The organism is Photorhabdus bodei (assembly GCF_003287735.1).
Taxonomy (GTDB): Bacteria; Pseudomonadota; Gammaproteobacteria; order Enterobacterales; family Enterobacteriaceae; genus Photorhabdus; species Photorhabdus kayaii.
Map to the genome: position 1 here is coordinate 54141 of NZ_NSCM01000007.1, position 19818 is coordinate 73958.

The window sequence follows — 19818 nt, forward strand, 5'->3', positions numbered from 1 at the left end:
TATGGTTGGTGTAATCAGTACATTAGGAACATTTTTTCTTTTAGGATTGGGAGCTGCGGCTCCCGTTGGCCCTATAAATATAGAAATTATGCGTAGACACTTGAATATCAGTTGTCTTCACGCAGTAATTTTTGGCTTAGGTGCTTGTTTTGCCGATATAATTTATTTATTACTTTTAGGTTTTGGTATATTACAATTGTTTTCCAATACTATTTTTATGCCTATTTTTGGGTTTTTAGGCGCATTGATGGTCATTTGGTTTGGTATTACCAGCTTCATAAATAAGAAAAATGAGGGAAATATCAATATCATCTCCAAACCCTATCATAGGCAATTTTTTGATGGTGTATTGTTGACACTATTAAATCCATACAATGTTATTTTTTGGCTGTCTGTCAGCGCACAACTCAACAATATTGCATCAGGTAAATATAGTTTAGCTATTGGTGCAGCAGGGACAATTATTGGCGTCATTGTTTGGGTTGCCTTTATTAATACTGTGATATTCTTCTCCAGGAAAATGCTCAGTCACCGTGTTATCAAGTTTATTAATTACACCAGCGGTGTCGTTCTTATTATGCTTGGAATCTATTTCTTTTCATATTCAATAACATTATTTAATCTGAAATTTTCTTAAGTCAGGAAATGCTATGCCTGAGGGTCGAATAACGTTTTTAATCAAACGAAATTTCGTGGATATCCTTAGGCATTGTAGAGCGCTATGGATCGTTTTCCAGACAATCTCAAAATCCACCTTGAAGTAGCCATGAGCCAAAGCATTACGCATCAGGTAAGCAAACGACAATGGCAATTCAGGGTTAGCAACAGCGAAATTGGGATAATGCTTCCCAATGTTATTACTGGCCTCGCCGATGATCTCGAAGTTGCGGATCACGGCATCCTGCACCAACTGGTTGTTTAAGAACGCCAGTTCATCCATGTCTTCCGTGTAGCTGTCGATACGCTTGATGGCTTCGAGGATGTGCGCCAGATAGTCGACAAGACGCTACTGATCACGGCTCATACAGGCACCGCCTCGGCAAGAACGGCCGCCCTGAATCTCTCTGGTAGTGCCTTCGGAGTCAACACATCCACTGGCACACCGAGCAGTTGCAACAACTCGTGCCGGATCGCGCCAATATCAAAAAGAGTGGTTTCCGGCGTCGGGTCAATCAGGATGTCCAAGTCACTGTCCTCGGTGTCATCACCGTGTATAACAGACCCGAAAACACGGGCATTACGGGCACGATGAGACTCCACTACGCGACGGATGGCCTCCCGATTAGCAGCTAAGGCTATTGATGGTTTCATGCCATTAACTCCACAACAAAATCTAGTTTTATAATATGGGGGTACCAAGGGGAAAGCAATACTAAGGTCCGCTTTCCATCAGTAATGTCGGTACCAAGTACTAGGCTGGTTATTCTTTAAAGCCCGGTTTACCATTTCTGGCTCGCCATTCTTTTACTACTTTAAGCACACCTTCTGGGCTATCTTCAATGCCATCTTCAGGATAATACAATAAATCTGTACCTGCAGGATATTCTGAGACTCTCACAATATTGTTTACGATTGCATCGTGCTCTGCCTCAGAAGAATATTTCCCCTCAAAGATCATGCTAATTAATTCTAAAAACTCCGTTTCAGTATATTCTTCTAACTTACTTTTTAATTCCATCCTATTTTTCCTCTTTATTAGAATGAATTTCAATATGCCGCTTCGGAGTTATTACTCGCAGATTATCGAGTCCATAAACAGAGCCATCATCTTTAATAAACTGAACATGATGTATTTCATATTTTTGTCTACTACCTACTTGCTCTAACTTAGGTGAATAAGGAGACAAACCGTTTTTCACATCTTCTTAATTGGTTCTTTTAAATTGTTTAGACAACTCAGGATCATTACCAACCTCTTTCCAAAACGCCCTTCTGAAATCATCGAAGTTATTAAATGTCCTCCCTCGCAACTTATCCGCTATCTGACTGGGAATCGGTGCGCCCATATCTTATCCTGCAAGACTTAACCAGCTACCTTCAACTTTTTGTCCTCGACCAGTGACCACTCCCGGTTGATTTCGAGGGGTATTAAACATCACATAGATCGGTTTAATACCTAAATTGGCTGGAAATACCAGAATATAATCGCGGAAATCCTTCTCTTCCGGTATGGGCAACGATTCAATATCGCTACCCACTTTATCTGGAATCGGTAATACCGTTATCTGAGACGGAATAAACGGCTGTTCCTCATTCCCGGTATGCGGTGGAACCTTGAATTCCTGTTCGCTTGGTGTCCATAGAATCGTTGGCCGATTTTCTCCCTGTTCCCAGAACTCGTAATTACCGGTGGCCTGATTCAGTTTCATCATACGAACCGGCACTTTATCCAAGCCACTTTCCGGACTGACATGATACCCCTGAACCGCTATCCTGCCGCTTCTTTCATCTCTTATCCAGCGAAAACGAATACGGGTCGGCGCTTTACCAAACTGTTCTGCAATTTCACTAAGATGATGCTGGTTTAAGTAATCTTCTTCGCCTTCATTTAATCCGGATGAATAAAACAGCCCCATTAATCCGACTGTCAACGGATTTGGTACCGCCAGCCAGCGCCCGGCGCTGGTAATGCCGCCACCGATGTAACGCATTACCAACGCTTCACTATCTGCTATAGCGCCACGAGTAGTTGCAGCCACAGCGATAGCAGCAGCTTCCGCTTTATCTTTGCTGCCGCTAAGCCACCGTTTATACCACGGTAATTTTTTATCCTGCGATTTATCCGGTTTGGGTGGATGTTTGTTATCCTGCGGAGGCTGTTCAGGTTTTAATACCGTTACCGGAGCAGGAGATAACGGAACCTGATATATCGCCATCCTACCAAAGTTATTTACCGGTTCAGTTTCCGTACCGGCATCAGTACAACCTTTACCCCTCTGGCGGGATTTGGCAAATACCGGGATCGGTGGAGGAGGTGCTTGTTTTACAGGCAGTGGTGAGGATTGGATATTTCCCACTTCCTTCACCGGTGACAAGAAATTTTGCGCGGTCATATGAGCAGGCGCTTGTTGACGAGGCTGATCCTGCTTCTCGTAACTGTCCCATCACGGAATTAATAAATCGGGACCGACAGGGACAAGTGCTAATACTATCCAATGTGCCAGCCAACTTACGCCCCATGTCAAACATATCTGTTACACCACCGACAATAATGTAAGTGCCGGGATGTTTACCACAGGTAACTTTATCTCCTTCACGAGCAGTTGCTCGCCCATTAAATGTCATGGTGTGATCACCAGTAATAATCTGGCCGCCGCAAGTTGTTTTATCACCAACCAGCAGGAAATACCCTATTGCCATCTATTCACTTCTCCAGTGATTTATACATGAAGAGTGGTTCTAACTGAAATCATCATGTTTTCACCACTTATGGATTAATAAATGTTCAATTATGCAACAAATTTCACTTAAAAGTATATAGGAGTATTCCGAAATTTATAGAAATGAAGTTGATTAATGCTGGTAATTCCTCATGTTTTATAACATTTTTGATACATTTTTTTATCAGAAGCGAATATCACGCATAAATTTGAAACCAATGACGATATTGATTTTACATGCAAGTGATTTCTGGGGACACAACATCAAATTGACAGGATTATGGGGAAGGTTTTCTCAGTATAAAAGTTAGCTCTTTTTATATGAATCTTAATTAGATAAAAGTGCTGACCAAAAGGCCAGCACTTTATTACTAATCTAAAACAGCACCAAAGACACCGTTTAGAATAAGCAATAACTTGTTATCTTCAAACTTAATCGTAGATATTCACGCGATCACGCAACTCTTTGCCAGGTTTAAAATGGGGAACGTATTTACCTTCCAGCTCCACTTTATCACCCGTTTTAGGGTTACGACCTACGCGCGGAGCACGGTAGTGAAGAGAAAAACTGCCGAATCCGCGCACCTCTATACGTTCACCATCTGCCAATGTTATTGCCATATGGTCGAGTATTTCTTTCACTGCATCTTCAACGGTTTTGGCCGAAATATGAGACTGCTGGCCAGCAAGTCTTTCAATTAATTCAGACTTGGTCATGAGTACCTCCCTAAACTACCGTACTTGGATAACACTTACGTGTTATCCACCGTTATTCACTCGAATTATTCGCCTTTCGCTGCTTTGAAAGCTTCAGCCATTGCATTGTTTGCAAAGTTTGCGTCTTCTTGTTTGTTCACAGAAGCGATAGCGTCTTTCTCGTCAGCTTCGTCTTTAGCGCGAACAGACAGGTTGATAACGCGGTTTTTGCGATCAACACCAGTATATTTAGCTTCAACTGCATCACCCACGTTCAGAACCAGCGTTGCATCTTCAACACGGTCACGAGAAGCTTCTGATGCACGCAGGTAACCTTCAACGCCGTCAGCCAGTTCTACTGTCGCACCTTTAGCATCAACTGCGGTAACTTTACCAGTAACAATAGCACCTTTCTTGTTCACAGATAGGTAGTTATTGAATGGATCTTCTGCCAGTTGTTTAATGCCCAGAGAGATACGCTCACGCTCTGCATCTACTTGCAGAACAACAGCCGCGATTTCATCGCCTTTTTTGTATTCACGAACGGCTTCTTCTCCAGCAACGTTCCAGGAGATGTCAGACAGGTGAACCAAGCCATCAATGCCGCCATCCAGACCAATGAAGATACCAAAGTCAGTAATAGACTTGATCTTACCTTCAACACGGTCATTTTTGTTGTGAGTTTCAGCAAATAGCTGCCAAGGGTTAGCTTTACACTGTTTCAGACCTAAGGAGATACGACGACGTTCTTCGTCGATATCCAGAACCATAACTTCCACAACGTCACCAACGTTAACCACTTTAGATGGGTGGATGTTTTTGTTGGTCCAGTCCATTTCTGAAACGTGTACCAGACCTTCAACGCCTTCTTCGATTTCCACGAAGCAACCGTAATCAGTCAGGTTAGTTACGCGACCAGTCAGTTTAGTACTTTCTGGATAACGCTTAGCGATTGCTACCCAAGGATCTTCGCCCAGTTGTTTCAGGCCCAGAGATACACGGGTACGCTCACGGTCAAATTTCAGTACTTTAACTGCGATTTCATCGCCCACATTGACGATTTCACTTGGATGTTTAACACGTTTCCAAGCCATATCAGTAATGTGTAGCAAGCCATCAACGCCACCCAGATCAACAAATGCGCCGTAGTCAGTCAGGTTCTTAACGATACCTTTAACTTCCATACCTTCTTGCAGGTTTTCCAGCAGTTGATCACGTTCCGCACTGTTTTCAGATTCGATAACAGCACGACGAGAAACCACGACGTTGTTGCGTTTCTGATCCAGTTTGATGACTTTAAACTCAAGCTCTTTACCTTCCAGGTGAGTTGTATCACGAACTGGACGAACATCAACCAGAGAACCAGGCAGGAATGCGCGGATACCGTTCAGTTCAACAGTAAAACCGCCTTTTACTTTACCGTTGATGATGCCGGTAACTGTTTCTGCGTCTTCGTAAGCTTTTTCCAGCATCAGCCACGCTTCATGGCGTTTTGCTTTCTCACGAGACAGAACAGTTTCACCAAAACCATCTTCAACAGCGTCTAGCGCAACATCAATTTCATCACCGACCTGGATTTCCAGCTCACCCTGAACATTTTTAAACTGTTCTACAGGAATAGCGGATTCTGATTTCAGACCTGCATCAACCAATACAACGTCTTTATCAATAGCAACAACGATGCCGCGAACGATAGCACCTGGACGAGTTTCAATAGATTGCAGGGATTCTTCAAAGAGTTGAGCAAAAGATTCTGTCATGTTAATGATCTTCAAGATTTTAATTTAACGTCCATTTAGCTTCCCGCCGAATGGGGTTGTTTTACATGCCCTGCTACTATTCCCTGTAACAAGGTTGTTTGGTTTGCGGAAAAATTCGATACCCGCGTACCTAATTTTTAGTACATCGTCATCAATTATAAGCTAAAAACTTAAAATCGCTCAGGTAATTGAGAGAATTTTTTTCGCATAATTTAGCGCCTTGTCGATAACTTCTTCGATAGACATACTGGTTGAATCCAATATTAATGCATCTCCAGCCGGCGCTAACGGCGCAACTGCCCGGTTACGGTCGCGGTAATCACGTTCCTGTATCTCGGACAAAAGACATTCAAAGTTAACACTAAAGCCTTTTTCCTGCAACTGTAGCATACGTCTGCGCGCACGTTCTTCTGCACTGGCATCAAGGAATATTTTTACCGGGGCATCAGAAAACACCACAGTTCCCATATCACGGCCATCTGCAATCAAGCCCGGTGCAACCCGAAAAGCACGCTGACGCCGTAACAAGGCTTCACGAACTCGTGGAAAAGCAGCCGCCTTCGAGGCAGTATTGCCGACCGTCTCGGTCCGGATCTCATTACTGACATCCTCGCCCTCAAGCATCACACTGAGCTTCCCTTTTCTCGGGACAAAGCGCACATCAAGATTAGCAGCCAGAGGAACTAACGCGTCTTCAGACTGGATATCCACCTGATGATGAATCGCTGCCAGTGCCAACACTCGATAAATAGCACCTGAATCAAGCAGTTGCCAGCCTAAGGCCTCTGCCAGTGCCTGGCATAATGTTCCTTTACCCGCACCGCTTGGCCCATCAACAGTTATTACTGGGGCTATCGCCACCATTATTGTTCTCCTTTAGCATGGCAAGTTAACACTTCACCAGATGCTGAATATTTACTCAATAAAATAATCAATATCTGCCGTTTATTATACGCACTCACAGAGTGAACGAAATAAGCGTATGCCATGTAGATAGATTTTGATCAAAGAAATACGCTTTATTAAATCATAATAATCGATAATTATGACTTTCGCTGGCTTAATCTCTCCAATTGATTGAAATAATCAGGAAAGGTCTTTGCTGTACAACCTGGATCGAGAATGGTAACCGGTGTATCGGACAGCGCCACCAACGAGAAACACATCGCCATTCGATGATCATTATAGGTACCAATTTCAGCAGGTAACAATCTTGGTGGTGGTGTGATGCGAATGTAATCACTCCCCTCTTCCACCTCTGCACCGACTTTACGCAATTCAGTTGCCATCGCATGCAGCCGATCCGTCTCTTTTACCCGCCAGTTGTATATATTGCGAATGACGGTCTCCCCTGCCGCAAACAACGCAGTGGTTGCAATGGTCATAGCTGCATCAGGGATCTCATTCATGTCCATATCAATGCCAGTGAGAGAGCCTCGTTCACATTCAACAAAGTCATCACCCCAACGAATTTTCGCCCCCATTTTCTCCAGCACATTGGCAAATTTGATATCCCCTTGAAGGCTATTTTTACCAATTCCGGTCACCCGCACAGTACCACCTTTAATTGCCGCCGCCGCCAGAAAATAGGAAGCAGAAGAGGCATCACCTTCAACCAAATAGTGCCCCGGAGAAACGTATTGCTGTCGGCCTTTAATGTGGAAAATCTGATATTGATCGTGATTTACGGTAATACCAAAACTTTTCATCAATGCCAGAGTGATATCAATATAAGGTTTGGAAACCAATTCCCCTTGAATATGAATCTCAGAATCATTTTCCGCCAATGGCGCAGCCATCAGCAATGCGGTCAAAAATTGGCTGGAAACCCGACCATCTACCGTCACTTTGCCGCCAACACCCCCCCCTTTGACGTGTAACGGCGGATAATTTTCCTGCTCCAGATAATCAATTTCTGCGCCCCCTTGACGCAAAGCATCCACCAGATGACCAATCGGGCGCTCTTTCATCCGGGGTTCGCCGGTAAGAACGATGTCATTTTTGCCCAAGCATAACGCGGCGGTTAGGGGACGCATTGCCGTGCCGGCATTACCCAGAAACAGTTCTATCGGGCCTTTATGAGTAATCAACCCACCAATACCATCAACTTCACAACGGGTACGATCATCAGATAAACGATAACTGACACCCAACGCAGCCAAAGCATTGAGCATATGGCGAATATCATCACTGTCCAACAAGTTAGTTAAGCAGGTAGTACCTTTGGCGAAAGCCGCCAGTAATAACGCACGGTTAGAAACACTTTTTGACCCCGGCAGGTTAATAGTTCCATTAATGGAGGAAATAGGTTGTAGCATCAGGGATTGCATAAATAACGGGCTCTCCGATTCTCAATTAGGTTATTTTTAATTATAAGTGAGTCATTGTTACGTTTGAGGAAATATTTTTTTCTACCCTGAGATAGGCCGGGAACCATTGTTCCCGGTAAAGTTGACAAATCAGCCGTTACGACGCTCAAAATCAGCCATAAAATCAACTAAAGCCTGAACCCCTTCGACAGGCATTGCATTATAAATAGAAGCACGCATACCGCCGGAAACCCGGTGACCTTTCAATGCCTGCAACCCTTGCGCATCTGCTTCTGCCAGAAATTTGCTGTCCAGTGAGGCATCAGCCGTCTTGAACGGCACATTCATCAGGGAACGATCTTCAAGGACGACTTGGTTATGGTAGAAATCACTGTTATCAATGGCATTATAAAGTAACTCAGCCTTAGCACGGTTACGTTTTGCCATCTCTTGTACCCCGCCTTGCTCTTTCATCCACTTGAAGACCAAACCAGAGAGATACCAGGCAAACGTTGGCGGCGTGTTGAACATGGAGTCATTCTCTGCCAGCACCGTATAATCAAGAATAGACGGGGTTTCTTTACGGGCTTTGCCTAATAAATCTTCATGAACAATAACCAGTGTGAGCCCCGCCGGACCAATATTTTTCTGCGCTCCAGCATAAATCATGCCATAACGGCTAACATCTAACGGCCCGGAAAGAATAGAGGAAGAGTAATCCGCAATAATAATTTTATTATCATCAAAATCTGGATCTTTATGAATTGCGATACCATCAATGGTTTCATTCGGGCAATAATGGACATAAGCCGCATCATTACTTAATAACCATTCACTCATTGGTTTAACGCCTTTCAAGCCATTAATTTCGGTTTTGATATTAATCACATTCGGCGTGCAATATTTTTCTGCTTCTTTGACTGCACATTCAGCCCAGTAACCGCCATCAATATAATCAGCTTTAACATTATCACCCAGCAGGTTCATTGGGATAGCGGCAAATTGACCACGGGCGCCACCATGGCAGAACAATACCTTATAGTTTTCAGGCACTGACAATAGATCTCGCAGATCATTTTCAGCTTCCTTTGCCACTGCGACAAATTCCTTACCTCGGTGACTGATCTCCATAATTGAAGTCCCAATACCATGCCAGTTACAGAGCTCTTGTTCAGCTCTACGCAATACTTCGACCGGTAACATAGCGGGACCTGAACTGAAATTATATACCTGATTCATTTACCTCACCTTATTCTGACGAAATAACAATGATTGATAACAATAAATAATCTGATATATCGGTTGTACCATTCCCATTTCATTGCTGCAATGGTTATTCAAACGTTGAACAAAACTATCGCAAAAATAGCCAATAAACTTGTTCATTCAGCGCTATTACAGATGAGCCGCTTATTTTTTACCTTTTTTATCTACAGCTATGAGAGGAAGGAATAATGTGAAATGGCGAATCGGGTAAGCAATAAAGCCATGATGTCGGTAAAATCGCACTGCATTATCATCTTTTGCATCAACAAGCAGCGCATAAGACGCAATTTCGGCACGAATGGTCCTCTCAATAGCATCAGCTAGCAATGCTCCACCGAGTCCCTGATTTCTAAATGCCTGATCAACGGCCAACCTCCCCATCCGTACTGCCGGCACTGTTGGGTATCGTGGCAGTTTCTTAATAGTAACCGTAGGGAGGTTGGTCAACTGGATACCGGCAGCAGCCAGAGTCACTACCCGGTGATCATGAAGCGCGACAAAACAAGCTGCACCTGTGCGCTCTATTGTTATCTCTGAATCACAAATCAATATTTCACAAACATCTCGTGAATTTTTACCGGATCACGCGTTTCAGTCAGAGCTAATTGTAAAAGCACTCTGGCCTTTTGTGGGTTCAGACGTTCAGAAGCGACAAAGCCATGCTTGCTATCATCCACTTCCGCATCCTGAGTAACATATCCCACCGGTACACGGCTTGATCTGACGACCACGACCCCATCTTTAGCCGCTTGAGCCAAAGTATCGAAAATCGCCTTATACATATTACCGTTGCCCACACCAGCGCTGACAATACCTTGGTAACCATCTCTCAACAGAGCTTTCGCCGGCAGATCAGACGCATTGGCATAATTATAGACAATGCCTACTTTAGGCAGTTTATCCAGTTTACTGACATCAAAAATCGCCTTACTCGCTCTCGGCTTAGCGTCAGCGTAATAATTAACTTTGCCATTATGAACAAAGCCCTCAGCACCCGCATTAACTGGCTGGAATGCCTGAACTTCGGTGGTGCTCATTTTCACCACAGTGCGCCCACTGATAACCGCATCATTCATTGCCATCAACACACCACGTTTGGCTGATGCTTGATCACCGGCAACCACCACGGCGTTATACAGATTTAACGGGCCATCGGCACCAAGCGCCGTAGACGGGCGCATCGCACCAACCATGACAATCGGTTTCTGGCAGTGGGTAGTTAGATCGAGGAAGTAAGCAGTTTCTTCCATTGTGTCAGTACCGTGGGTGATAACAAAACCATCGGTCTTGCCACAATCAGCGTTGATTCTTTTCGCTAGCGTCAACCACACCTGATCATTCATATCCTGCGAACCAATACTCACCACCTGCTCACCTTTTAGGTTGGCGATATCTTTGATCTCAGGAATAGCATTGACTAATTCATCAATAGCAACTCTTCCAGCAACATAGTTGGATTGGATTGCAGACTTCCCACCACCCGCAATCGTCCCTCCTGTCGCCAAAAGCGTAATATTTGGTAAAGCAAAAGCAGAACCACTAATTAATGCCAATAAACTGGCTAAAGCTGTGTGTTTCATCTTTTTCATGCTTCTTCCTTAATAAAAAATATCCTGTTAGATTATGGATGATGATAACAATAAATCTGTGATACATACCAGACTTTAGCTACTGAAAAAAAACTCGTATGATGAGCGCCCCATAACGAGCACTCATAAGTGAATACCATGACGCAAACCTTTATTCCCGGCAAAGACGCCGCACTGGAAGACTCAATCAACCGTTTTCAGCAAAAACTGCAACACCTTGGTTTTAATATCGAAGAAGCTTCATGGCTGAACCCGGTTCCTAATGTCTGGTCGGTTCATATCCGCGACCGCGATTGCCCTCTCTGTTTTACCAATGGCAAAGGTGCCAGCAAGAAAGCCGCTTTAGCTTCTGCTTTAGGGGAGTATTTTGAACGCTTGTCAACTAACTATTTTTTTGCTGACTTCTATTTAGGCGAAGCTATCGCTAACGGTGATTTTGTCCATTATCCGAATGAAAAATGGTTTGCTTTACCGGAAGATGATTCTCTACCAGCAGGCATTCTGGATGACCGGTTACACCAATTTTATAATCCTGAAAATGAGTTATGCGCCAGTCAGTTAGTCGATTTGCAATCAGGTAATGAAGAGCGTGGTATCTGCTCGCTGCCATTTACTCGTCAGTCTGATGATCATACCGTCTATATTCCGATGAATATTATTGGCAATCTTTATGTTTCCAATGGTATGTCAGCTGGCAACACTATGAATGAAGCCAGAGTTCAGGGATTATCTGAAGTTTTTGAACGCTATGTGAAAAATCGTATTATCGCCGAAGGCATCAGCCTGCCAGAAATTCCCCAGGAAGTGATGAACCGTTATCCCGGCGTTGTTACCGCAGTCAGCAAATTACAGGATGAAGGTTTCCCACTCTATTGTTATGACGCCTCTCTCGGTGGACAGTTCCCGGTTATTTGCGTAGTGCTGTTTAATCCTAATAACGGGACTTGTTTCGCCTCTTTTGGTGCACATCCTGAATTTGGTGTAGCACTGGAACGTACTGTGACCGAATTATTACAAGGACGCAGTTTGAAAGATCTGGATGTGTTCAATGCGCCGACTTTCGATAATGAAGAAGTGGCAGAACATACCAATCTGGAAACTCACTTTATCGATTCGAGCGGTTTAATCAGTTGGGATTTATTCAAACAAGATGCTGATTATGCGTTCGATGACTGGAATTTCAGCGGCACGACAGAAGAAGAGTTCGCCACTTTGATGGCTATCTTCAAACAATTGGATGCCGAAGTTTATATTGCTGACTACGAGCACCTTGGTGTTTATACCTGCCGTATTTTAGTTCCGGGAATGTCTGATATTTATCCTGTGGAAGATTTACATCTTGCTAATAACACGATGGGAACGCATTTGCGGGAAGCTTTATTAGCATTACCGGATAGCCAGTGGCAAGCCGAAGAATATCTGGCACTGATTGAGCAATTAGATGAAGAAGGTTTGGATGATTTTACCCGTATCCGTGAGTTGTTTGGCATTGCGGTGGGTAAAGATAATGGCTGGAGCAATTTACGGATTGGTGAACTGAAATCCATGTTGGCGCTGGCTGGCGGTGATTTGGAACAGGCTTTAATTTGGGTGGAATGGACTCAAGATTTTAACGCCTCAATCTTTACGGCCGAACGCGCTAATTATTATCGCTGTTTGCAAACACTACTTTTACTTGCTCTGGAAGCGGATAAAGCGCCTACACAATATTATCAAGCATTCGTAAAAATGTATGGGCAAGATGCTGTTGAAGCAGCATCAGCAGCTATTTCTGGTGAACACTGTTTTTATGGTCTGTGGTCAGTTGATGCAGATTTAAAATCACTGCCCGCTCATCAGGCTTTATTGGCTGCTTATGAGAAGCTGCAAAAAGCAAAATGCGATTTCTGGAACGCAAAATAAAATTGTAGAAAAGACAATTTATAATTAAAAGTAAAATTCAGGTTAAATTAAATTTATTTGCAACAACAAGTAAACAACAATTTGGCCTGTAATTTTACTTATCAAACTTCCTACCAATGGGTTAAATAAAAAAATATTATAATTTTTAAAATTTTTTTATTTCATTGAAATCAATAGATTAAGTTTAATTTGAACCGTTTTCACTCCCCAAAACAGAGTCCACTCCTAGGGAATTATGATCTATATCAAATTCTCCCCTTCACGCCTTTGTTACTATCATTACATACCGTAACTTATTAATGATAAAGAGAATGTTGGTATGAAAGCTGACAACCCCTTTAACCTATTACCACCTGCGGTAATGACACAAATCGCCAATGATATTGGTGTTTATAAAACGACTAAACCTGTTGCCATTACCTATCTGTCAGCAATAACCGCCGGAATTTTTATTTCCATTGCATTCGTCTTTTATATTACCGCGACGACAGGAACCACATCTGTCCCTTATGGGCTAGCTAAATTAGTCGGCGGTATCTGTTTTTCCCTTGGATTAATGTTAGTGGTCGTTTGCGGAGCAGATTTATTTACTTCTACTGTGTTGACAATTATTTCCAAAGCCACCGGGCGTATAACCTGGTATCAAATGATTAAAAACTGGATTAACGTTTATCTCGGTAATTTGATTGGCGCGCTATTTTTCGTCGCCATTATCTGGTTTGCCGGTCAATACCGTGTTGCCGACGGATTATGGGGCTTGAATGTCTTGCAAACAGCAAACCATAAAATGCACCACTCTTTTATTGAAGCGCTATTTTTAGGCATTCTCGCCAACTTAATGGTTTGTCTCGCTGTTTGGATGAGTTATGCCGGACGTAGTTTAATGGACAAAATATTCGCCATGATTTTGCCAGTAAGTATGTTCGTTGCCAGCGGCTTTGAGCACAGTATTGCGAATATATTTTTAATCCCGCTTGGTGTTGCTATTAAGCATTTCGCACCAACTGAATTTTGGATTAACGTAGGGGCAACGCCTGAACAATTTTCTCAACTCACCATTGCACACTTTATTACTAACAATTTAATTCCAGTCACTATTGGTAACATTATCGGTGGGGCCATTTTGGTGGGTTTAACTTACTGGTCAATTTATCTGCGTAGTGAGCAAAAACATTAATTAGCTCTCTCGCCTGATTTCTTAAAAGTTCGATTATTACAAAGGTAGAAGTATCATGACTGAATTAAATAAAAAGTTCTCTGTAGCATGGCAAGGTTTTAACCTGGGTGATTGGCAAAGCGCAGTCAATGTTCGTGACTTCATCCAAAAAAACTATACGCCATATGAGGGTGATGAATCTTTCCTGGCAGGTTCGACAAAAGCGACCGATACCTTATGGGAAAAAGTCATGGAAGGTATCAAAATCGAAAACCGCACTCATGCGCCGGTTGATTTTGATACTGATGTTGCTGCTACTATTACCTCCCACGACGCAGGTTATATCGAAAAAGATCTGGAAACCATTGTTGGCCTGCAAACGGAAGCCCCATTAAAACGTGCCCTAATCCCATTTGGCGGCATCAAAATGGTAGAAGGATCATGTAAAGTTTATGGCCGTGAACTCGATCCTAAATTGAAACAGATTTTCACTGAATACCGCAAAACGCATAATCAAGGCGTTTTCGATGTTTACACACCAGATATTCTTAAATGCCGAAAATCTGGTGTTCTGACAGGTCTGCCTGATGCCTATGGCCGTGGTCGCATTATTGGTGACTACCGTCGTGTTGCAGTATACGGTATCGATTTCTTGCGTGATGATAAATTAGCTCAGTTCAATTCATTGCAGGAAAAACTGGAAAGCGGTGAAGATCTGGCAATGATTATTCAATTGCGTGAAGAAATCGCTGAACAGCACCGCGCTCTGGGCCAGATTAAAGAGATGGCGGCTAAATACGGCTATGATATTTCTGGCCCCGCCACTGACGCTAAGGAAGCGATACAGTGGACTTATTTCGCTTATCTGGCAGCGGTTAAGTCTCAAAATGGTGCCGCAATGTCCTTCGGTCGCGTTTCCAGTTTCCTGGATATCTACATCGAACGTGACCTGAAAGCGGGTAAGCTGACAGAAGTTGAAGCTCAGGAATTAATTGACCATCTGGTGATGAAACTGCGTATGGTTCGTTTCCTGCGAACACCTGAATACGACGAACTGTTTTCCGGTGACCCAATCTGGGCAACAGAATCGCTGGCAGGTATGGGAATAGATGGTCGCACGCTGGTGACTAAAAATAGTTTCCGCTTCCTGAACACCCTATACACAATGGGCCCATCACCAGAACCCAACATGACCATCCTATGGTCCGAAAAACTGCCGACAAATTTCAAAAAATTCGCGGCAAAAGTTTCCATCGATACCTCATCTTTGCAATATGAGAACGATGATTTGATGCGCCCTGACTTCAACAACGATGATTACGCTATTGCTTGTTGCGTCAGCCCTATGATTGTGGGTAAACAGATGCAATTCTTCGGTGCCCGCGCAAATCTGGCTAAAACGATGCTGTACGCTATTAACGGCGGTGTAGATGAAAAGCTGAAAATGCAGGTTGGCCCGAAAGAAGAGCCAATAAAAGATGAAGTGCTGGATTACGACAAGGTTATGGCCCGCATGGATCACTTTATGGATTGGCTGGCAAAACAGTATGTTACTGCACTAAACATCATTCACTATATGCATGATAAGTATAGCTATGAAGCGGCACTGATGGCACTGCACGACCGTGATGTTTACCGTACTATGGCCTGTGGCATTGCCGGTCTATCTGTCGCCGCTGACTCATTGTCTGCCATCAAATATGCCAAAGTGACACCGATCCGTGATGAAAATGGTTTAGCGGTTGATTTCAAGATTGAAGGTGAATATCCACAATTCGGTAACAACGACTCACGTGTTGATGATATCGCCTGTGATTTGGTTGAACGTTTCATGAAAAAAATCCAGAAACTGAATACTTATCGCAACGCGGTACCGACACAATCCGTTCTGACCATCACTTCTAACGTGGTATATGGTAAGAAAACCGGTAACACCCCTGACGGACGTCGTGCTGGCGCACCATTTGGACCCGGTGCCAATCCAATGCATGGTCGTGATCAAAAAGGTGCCGTCGCCTCTTTGACCTCTGTGGCTAAATTGCCTTTCGCCTATGCAAAAGATGGTATCTCTTATACCTTCTCTATCGTACCAAACGCGTTAGGCAAAGATGATGAAACACGCAAAACTAATCTGGCTGGTTTGCTGGATGGTTATTTCCACCATGAAGCAGAAATTGAAGGTGGTCAGCATTTGAACGTCAATGTGATGAACCGTGACATGCTGCTCGATGCCATGGAAGACCCTGAGAAATATCCTCAGCTCACCATCCGGGTATCAGGTTATGCCGTACGTTTCAACTCACTGACTAAAGAGCAACAACAGGATGTAATTACCCGTACTTTTACCCAATCTATGTAATAATTTGTTAGCAAAGGCCCTGAATTTTAGGGCCTCTATTCGTTTATCCTGCCAGTTTTGGAGTAAACCTGTTATGTCCGTACTTGGTCGTATCCACTCTTTCGAATCTTGTGGCACCGTTGATGGCCCCGGTATCCGGTTTATTGTTTTCTTTCAAGGTTGCCTGATGCGTTGTCTCTATTGCCATAACCGCGACACATGGGATACCCACGGTGGCAAAGACGTGACTGTTGAAGAATTGATAAAAGAAGCGACAACCTATCGTCATTTTATGAACGCATCCGGTGGCGGGGTTACTGCATCGGGTGGTGAAGCCGTTCTTCAAGCTGAATTTGTACGTGACTGGTTCCGAGCCTGTCGTGCCGAAGGTATTCATACTTGTCTTGACACTAATGGATTTGTCCGCCGCTATGGTCCGGTTATTGATGAATTAATGGATGCCACAGATCTCGTTATGCTCGATTTGAAGCAACTTAATGATGAGATTCATCAGAAATTAGTCGGTGTCTCCAATCATCGCACCTTGGAGTTTGCCCGCTATCTGGCTAAACGTAACCAGAAAACCTGGATTCGTTACGTTGTGGTTCCGGGTTGGTCCGATGATAATGAATCCGTTCATAAGCTAGGTGAATTTACCAATGATATGAAAAATATTGAAAAAATCGAGCTTCTGCCTTATCACGAACTGGGTAAACATAAATGGACAACTATGGGGGAAAAATATCAGTTGGAAGGTGTAAAACCGCCAGCAAAAGAGACAATGGAGAGAGTGAAAAACATTTTGGAAAGTTATGATCATAAGGTTGTCTATTAATTAAATTAGTTAACTTCCATCTCTGAAATAACGTTTAAAAACAGTAGGAAAAACCATTTTAAATATCAAACTCTGGCTTGCCAGGATCAAACTACACGCACAAGTGGATATAGTATTTTGGATGAAATGGCTTATTAAAGATGGACTTCATATTAAACAGAGATCGTAATAGAAGCAGTGAATATTATTTGACAATGGGGGAGCCTTGCGGTCAAGCCAATAAGCGAGTCAGCATATGATTCAAATAACGAATAAAAGATTAAGGTATAAGTCGTTTATATCTTTTCATAAATATAAACGACTTATATATCCGTTATCTTTCAAATCGCCTCTTTGTTGACTGCACTCGCTCACCCCGGTCACATAGTTACCTCTGCTCCCTTACCGTCGCGATCCATCTTGAAATCCATAGGGTATAGATTAACTTCACAGGTAATAAGGAATATACCTGTCATCCTTCAAGTTGCCTCTTTGTTGGCTGCACTCACTCACCCCGGTCACATAGTTATCTATGCTCCCGGGGATTCGCTCCCTTGCCGCCGCGATGCATCTTGAAATCCATAAGGTATATGCAATAGGAATAATAACTACTACAGAAGATAAAACCATATAAAAACCAATCATATTCTCTATAGAAAAATAGGACAATACTATTCATATAATAAACAATAAATCAAAAATCAAAAATCAAAAATCAAAAATCAAAAATCAAAAATCAAAAATCAAAAATCAAAAATCAAAAATCAAAAATCAATCTATAAAACCTATTCCCTAACAAATTAATTTCATCTATTATCGGTATTCCATCTCTTTTTTCAACTGATTTTATTAAGTTTATCTCACGAGAATTAAATCCACTCTTTATCATTAATAATGCCTCTATTTTCTGTTTTGTCATTATCTAAACATCCCAATAAATAATCAATCTGACTAATATACACTAAATTTCATCATAATATAAAAAGAAAACAATCCACATAATCAGAAAAATATTTATCACGATGATGCTATATTTTTATATTTCTTCATAAATATAAATAAGTTAACTGGCATCAAGAAAAGTGCAATAGGCATTGAAATAACCACAGCAAATAAAACTCCATAAAGATTAATTACAGTCTCCATTAAAATAACAAGGGGTCGCCTCAGAAGATAAAGCCAATCACCCCACTTTTTCATTCCAGAAGTGACATTTTAAAGTCGCAATAACAACTTCAGAATATCATGGCTTTTAATATTGCATTATGTAGCAAATTCCCCGGTACCAGAATTTGTAAATTTTGATACCTTACAACAAAGGAGTTCATGAACTCTGTTTGGATACCAAAATCAGTAATAAACAGTCACATCAGGTACATGAACATTGAGGTTTTGACGAAACAGAATGAGTCATTTGTTTCCGCAAACAACTCACTTAATCGCGTTCCTCATGCTCTTAGGGCCCCGATAAAGTTGTTTCCGTCTGATAGGTTTCAGCTTCGCCAGGCAAACGTAAAAGTCCCCTGTACAGTCATCATCCTGTAAGAACAAAAATGCCGATCTTAAATATCGGCATTTTACTGTGAAACAGAAGATTAATTTAATGCTTTAACGCTTCAATTTTATCCCGGCTCAGTCCGGTACTGGTGACAATAATATCCAAACTCACGCCATGACGTAATAAGGCACGAGCCGTTTCCAGTTTACCTTCCTCTCTACCTTCAGCTCGGCCTTCTGTTCGGCCTTGCTCGATACCTTGCTTGATACCTTGCTCGCGCCCTTTTTGTTCAAGCTCTTCTGCAATAGTCATCAACATCGTTTCATGCTCCGGAGATAGTTGCTTCAGTCTGACCAGTTTCAACTTCGCCGGGCAAACGTAAAAGTCCCCTGTACAGCCATCACCTTGAATAAGAACAAAAATGCCGATCTTGAATATCGGCATTTTACTGTGAAACAGAAGATTAATTTAATGCTTTAACGCTTCAATTTTATCCCGGCTCAGTCCGGTACTGGTGACAATAATATCCAAACTCACGCCATGCCGTAATAAGGCACGAGCCGTTTCCAGTTTACCTTCCTCTCTACCTTCCTCTCTACCTTCCTCTCTACCTTCAGCTCGGCCTTCTGTTCGGCCTTCTGTTCGGCCTTCTGTTCGGCCTTGCTCGATACCTTGCTTGATACCTTGCTCGCGCCCTTTTTGTTCAAGCTCTTCTGCAATAGTCATCAACATCGTTTCATGCTCCGGAGATTGTTCAATCAGTTGATGGACAAAGTGTGAGAGATCCAGCGTATGTCCATTCAGTAAAATATAGCGTAACACCACATTGCGCTGCTCGGTTGTATTATACCCTGCATTCAAGAGTTCCACCAATTGGAGGAGCCATTCCTGCATATCCCGGCAGCGAATATGTTTTTGCACCAGTTCCATCAGGGCAACGCCTTTATGTGTCAGGATCTCTTCATCGCTGAGCACACTGACGTCCACCAACGGAAACGCCTGACGGTATAAGCGAGCAGCCTGTTCGGGGAGCGTAAAACAATCCAGCCACCGGTTTGAGTAAGGATACGGCCGAACCTCACCATGATAAAACAGCAGAGGCGCCACCAA

18 protein-coding genes and 3 pseudogenes are annotated in these 19818 nt (G+C 42.9%); 5 read left to right on the plus strand and 16 right to left on the minus strand.

The annotated features are described in order from the left end of the window. The first annotated feature begins 1 nt into the window (after position 1). Entirely contained in the window at positions 2-637 is a 636-nt protein-coding gene (locus tag CKY02_RS07335; protein WP_112894788.1) for a LysE family translocator, read from the plus strand. On the opposite strand, the gene CKY02_RS26670 is transcribed toward CKY02_RS07335, so the two are convergent. From CKY02_RS26670 to ansB, 12 genes and pseudogenes are all read right to left on the minus strand, one after another. Beyond that, positions 614-940, minus strand: a complete 327-nt coding sequence (locus tag CKY02_RS26670) for a HepT-like ribonuclease domain-containing protein (RefSeq protein WP_205068465.1) — start codon at positions 938-940, stop codon at positions 614-616. The two genes, CKY02_RS07335 and CKY02_RS26670, sit on opposite strands and share 24 nt — an antisense overlap. Positions 941-1020: 80 nt before the next feature. Beyond that, positions 1021-1359: a nucleotidyltransferase family protein gene (locus CKY02_RS07345; RefSeq protein ID WP_238399153.1), complete on the minus strand. Its 339-nt coding sequence runs from the start codon at positions 1357-1359 to the stop codon at positions 1021-1023. Positions 1360-1420: 61 nt separating this feature from the next. Next, a complete protein-coding gene (locus CKY02_RS07350) occupies positions 1421-1678 on the minus strand; it encodes a bacteriocin immunity protein (RefSeq protein ID WP_112894790.1) in 258 nt (85 codons plus the stop codon). 1 nt (position 1679) lies between these two features. Then, positions 1680-2006, minus strand: a pseudogene (locus CKY02_RS26530) (HNH endonuclease). Positions 2007-2081: 75 nt separating this feature from the next. Further along, positions 2082-3360: pseudogene (locus CKY02_RS07360) on the minus strand (S-type pyocin domain-containing protein); the annotation flags it as partial. Between the two features lie 452 nt (positions 3361-3812). Further along, positions 3813-4097 carry an integration host factor subunit beta gene (gene ihfB / locus CKY02_RS07365; RefSeq protein ID WP_011145915.1) on the minus strand — a complete coding sequence of 95 codons (285 nt, stop codon included), beginning with the start codon at positions 4095-4097 and terminating at the stop codon, positions 3813-3815. Positions 4098-4162: 65 nt separating this feature from the next. Then, complete coding sequence (rpsA, locus tag CKY02_RS07370) at positions 4163-5836, minus strand: 30S ribosomal protein S1 (protein WP_065390862.1); 1674 nt, start codon at positions 5834-5836, stop codon at positions 4163-4165. 180 nt (positions 5837-6016) lie between these two features. Next, positions 6017-6700 (minus strand): (d)CMP kinase, encoded by a 684-nt coding sequence (gene cmk, locus CKY02_RS07375; protein ID WP_112894791.1) that lies wholly within the window; start codon positions 6698-6700, stop codon positions 6017-6019. 179 nt (positions 6701-6879) lie between these two features. Continuing rightward, positions 6880-8166: a 3-phosphoshikimate 1-carboxyvinyltransferase gene (gene aroA, locus CKY02_RS07380; RefSeq protein WP_112894792.1), complete on the minus strand. Its 1287-nt coding sequence runs from the start codon at positions 8164-8166 to the stop codon at positions 6880-6882. A gap of 129 nt (positions 8167-8295) precedes the next feature. Further along, positions 8296-9384 (minus strand): 3-phosphoserine/phosphohydroxythreonine transaminase, encoded by a 1089-nt coding sequence (gene serC / locus CKY02_RS07385; protein ID WP_112894793.1) that lies wholly within the window; start codon positions 9382-9384, stop codon positions 8296-8298. 171 nt (positions 9385-9555) lie between these two features. After that, the gene (locus CKY02_RS07390) at positions 9556-9960 is read right to left on the minus strand and encodes a GNAT family N-acetyltransferase (protein ID WP_238399154.1); all 405 of its coding nucleotides are present in this window, start codon (positions 9958-9960) and stop codon (positions 9556-9558) included. After that, positions 9957-11000: an L-asparaginase 2 gene (gene ansB, locus CKY02_RS07395; RefSeq protein WP_112876635.1), complete on the minus strand. Its 1044-nt coding sequence runs from the start codon at positions 10998-11000 to the stop codon at positions 9957-9959. The genes CKY02_RS07390 and ansB overlap by 4 nt, the downstream gene beginning before the upstream one ends. A gap of 138 nt (positions 11001-11138) precedes the next feature. Between ansB and ycaO the strand changes: the two genes are divergently transcribed. From ycaO to pflA, 4 genes are all read left to right on the plus strand, one after another. Beyond that, positions 11139-12902 (plus strand): 30S ribosomal protein S12 methylthiotransferase accessory factor YcaO, encoded by a 1764-nt coding sequence (gene ycaO, locus CKY02_RS07400; protein WP_112894794.1) that lies wholly within the window; start codon positions 11139-11141, stop codon positions 12900-12902. 319 nt (positions 12903-13221) lie between these two features. Beyond that, on the plus strand, positions 13222-14079 hold the full coding sequence (focA, locus tag CKY02_RS07405) for a formate transporter FocA (protein WP_112894795.1): 858 nt from the start codon (positions 13222-13224) through the stop codon (positions 14077-14079). A gap of 55 nt (positions 14080-14134) precedes the next feature. Next, complete coding sequence (pflB, locus tag CKY02_RS07410; protein ID WP_112894796.1) at positions 14135-16417, plus strand: formate C-acetyltransferase; 2283 nt, start codon at positions 14135-14137, stop codon at positions 16415-16417. Between the two features lie 73 nt (positions 16418-16490). After that, positions 16491-17231 carry a pyruvate formate lyase 1-activating protein gene (pflA, locus tag CKY02_RS07415; protein ID WP_112894797.1) on the plus strand — a complete coding sequence of 247 codons (741 nt, stop codon included), beginning with the start codon at positions 16491-16493 and terminating at the stop codon, positions 17229-17231. A gap of 426 nt (positions 17232-17657) precedes the next feature. Here pflA and CKY02_RS24430 read toward each other — a convergent pair whose 3' ends face one another. From CKY02_RS24430 to CKY02_RS07430, 4 genes and pseudogenes are all read right to left on the minus strand, one after another. Continuing rightward, positions 17658-17840, minus strand: coding sequence for a hypothetical protein (locus CKY02_RS24430; RefSeq protein ID WP_162120404.1), 183 nt, complete (start codon positions 17838-17840; stop codon positions 17658-17660). 127 nt (positions 17841-17967) lie between these two features. After that, a complete protein-coding gene (locus tag CKY02_RS24435; RefSeq protein ID WP_162120405.1) occupies positions 17968-18129 on the minus strand; it encodes a hypothetical protein in 162 nt (53 codons plus the stop codon). A gap of 681 nt (positions 18130-18810) precedes the next feature. Further along, a pseudogene (locus tag CKY02_RS07425) lies at positions 18811-19059 on the minus strand (ISNCY family transposase); the annotation flags it as partial. A 117-nt stretch (positions 19060-19176) separates the two neighbouring features. Beyond that, a complete protein-coding gene (locus tag CKY02_RS07430) occupies positions 19177-19815 on the minus strand; it encodes an Rpn family recombination-promoting nuclease/putative transposase (RefSeq protein WP_240002022.1) in 639 nt (212 codons plus the stop codon). Positions 19816-19818 lie beyond the last annotated feature (3 nt).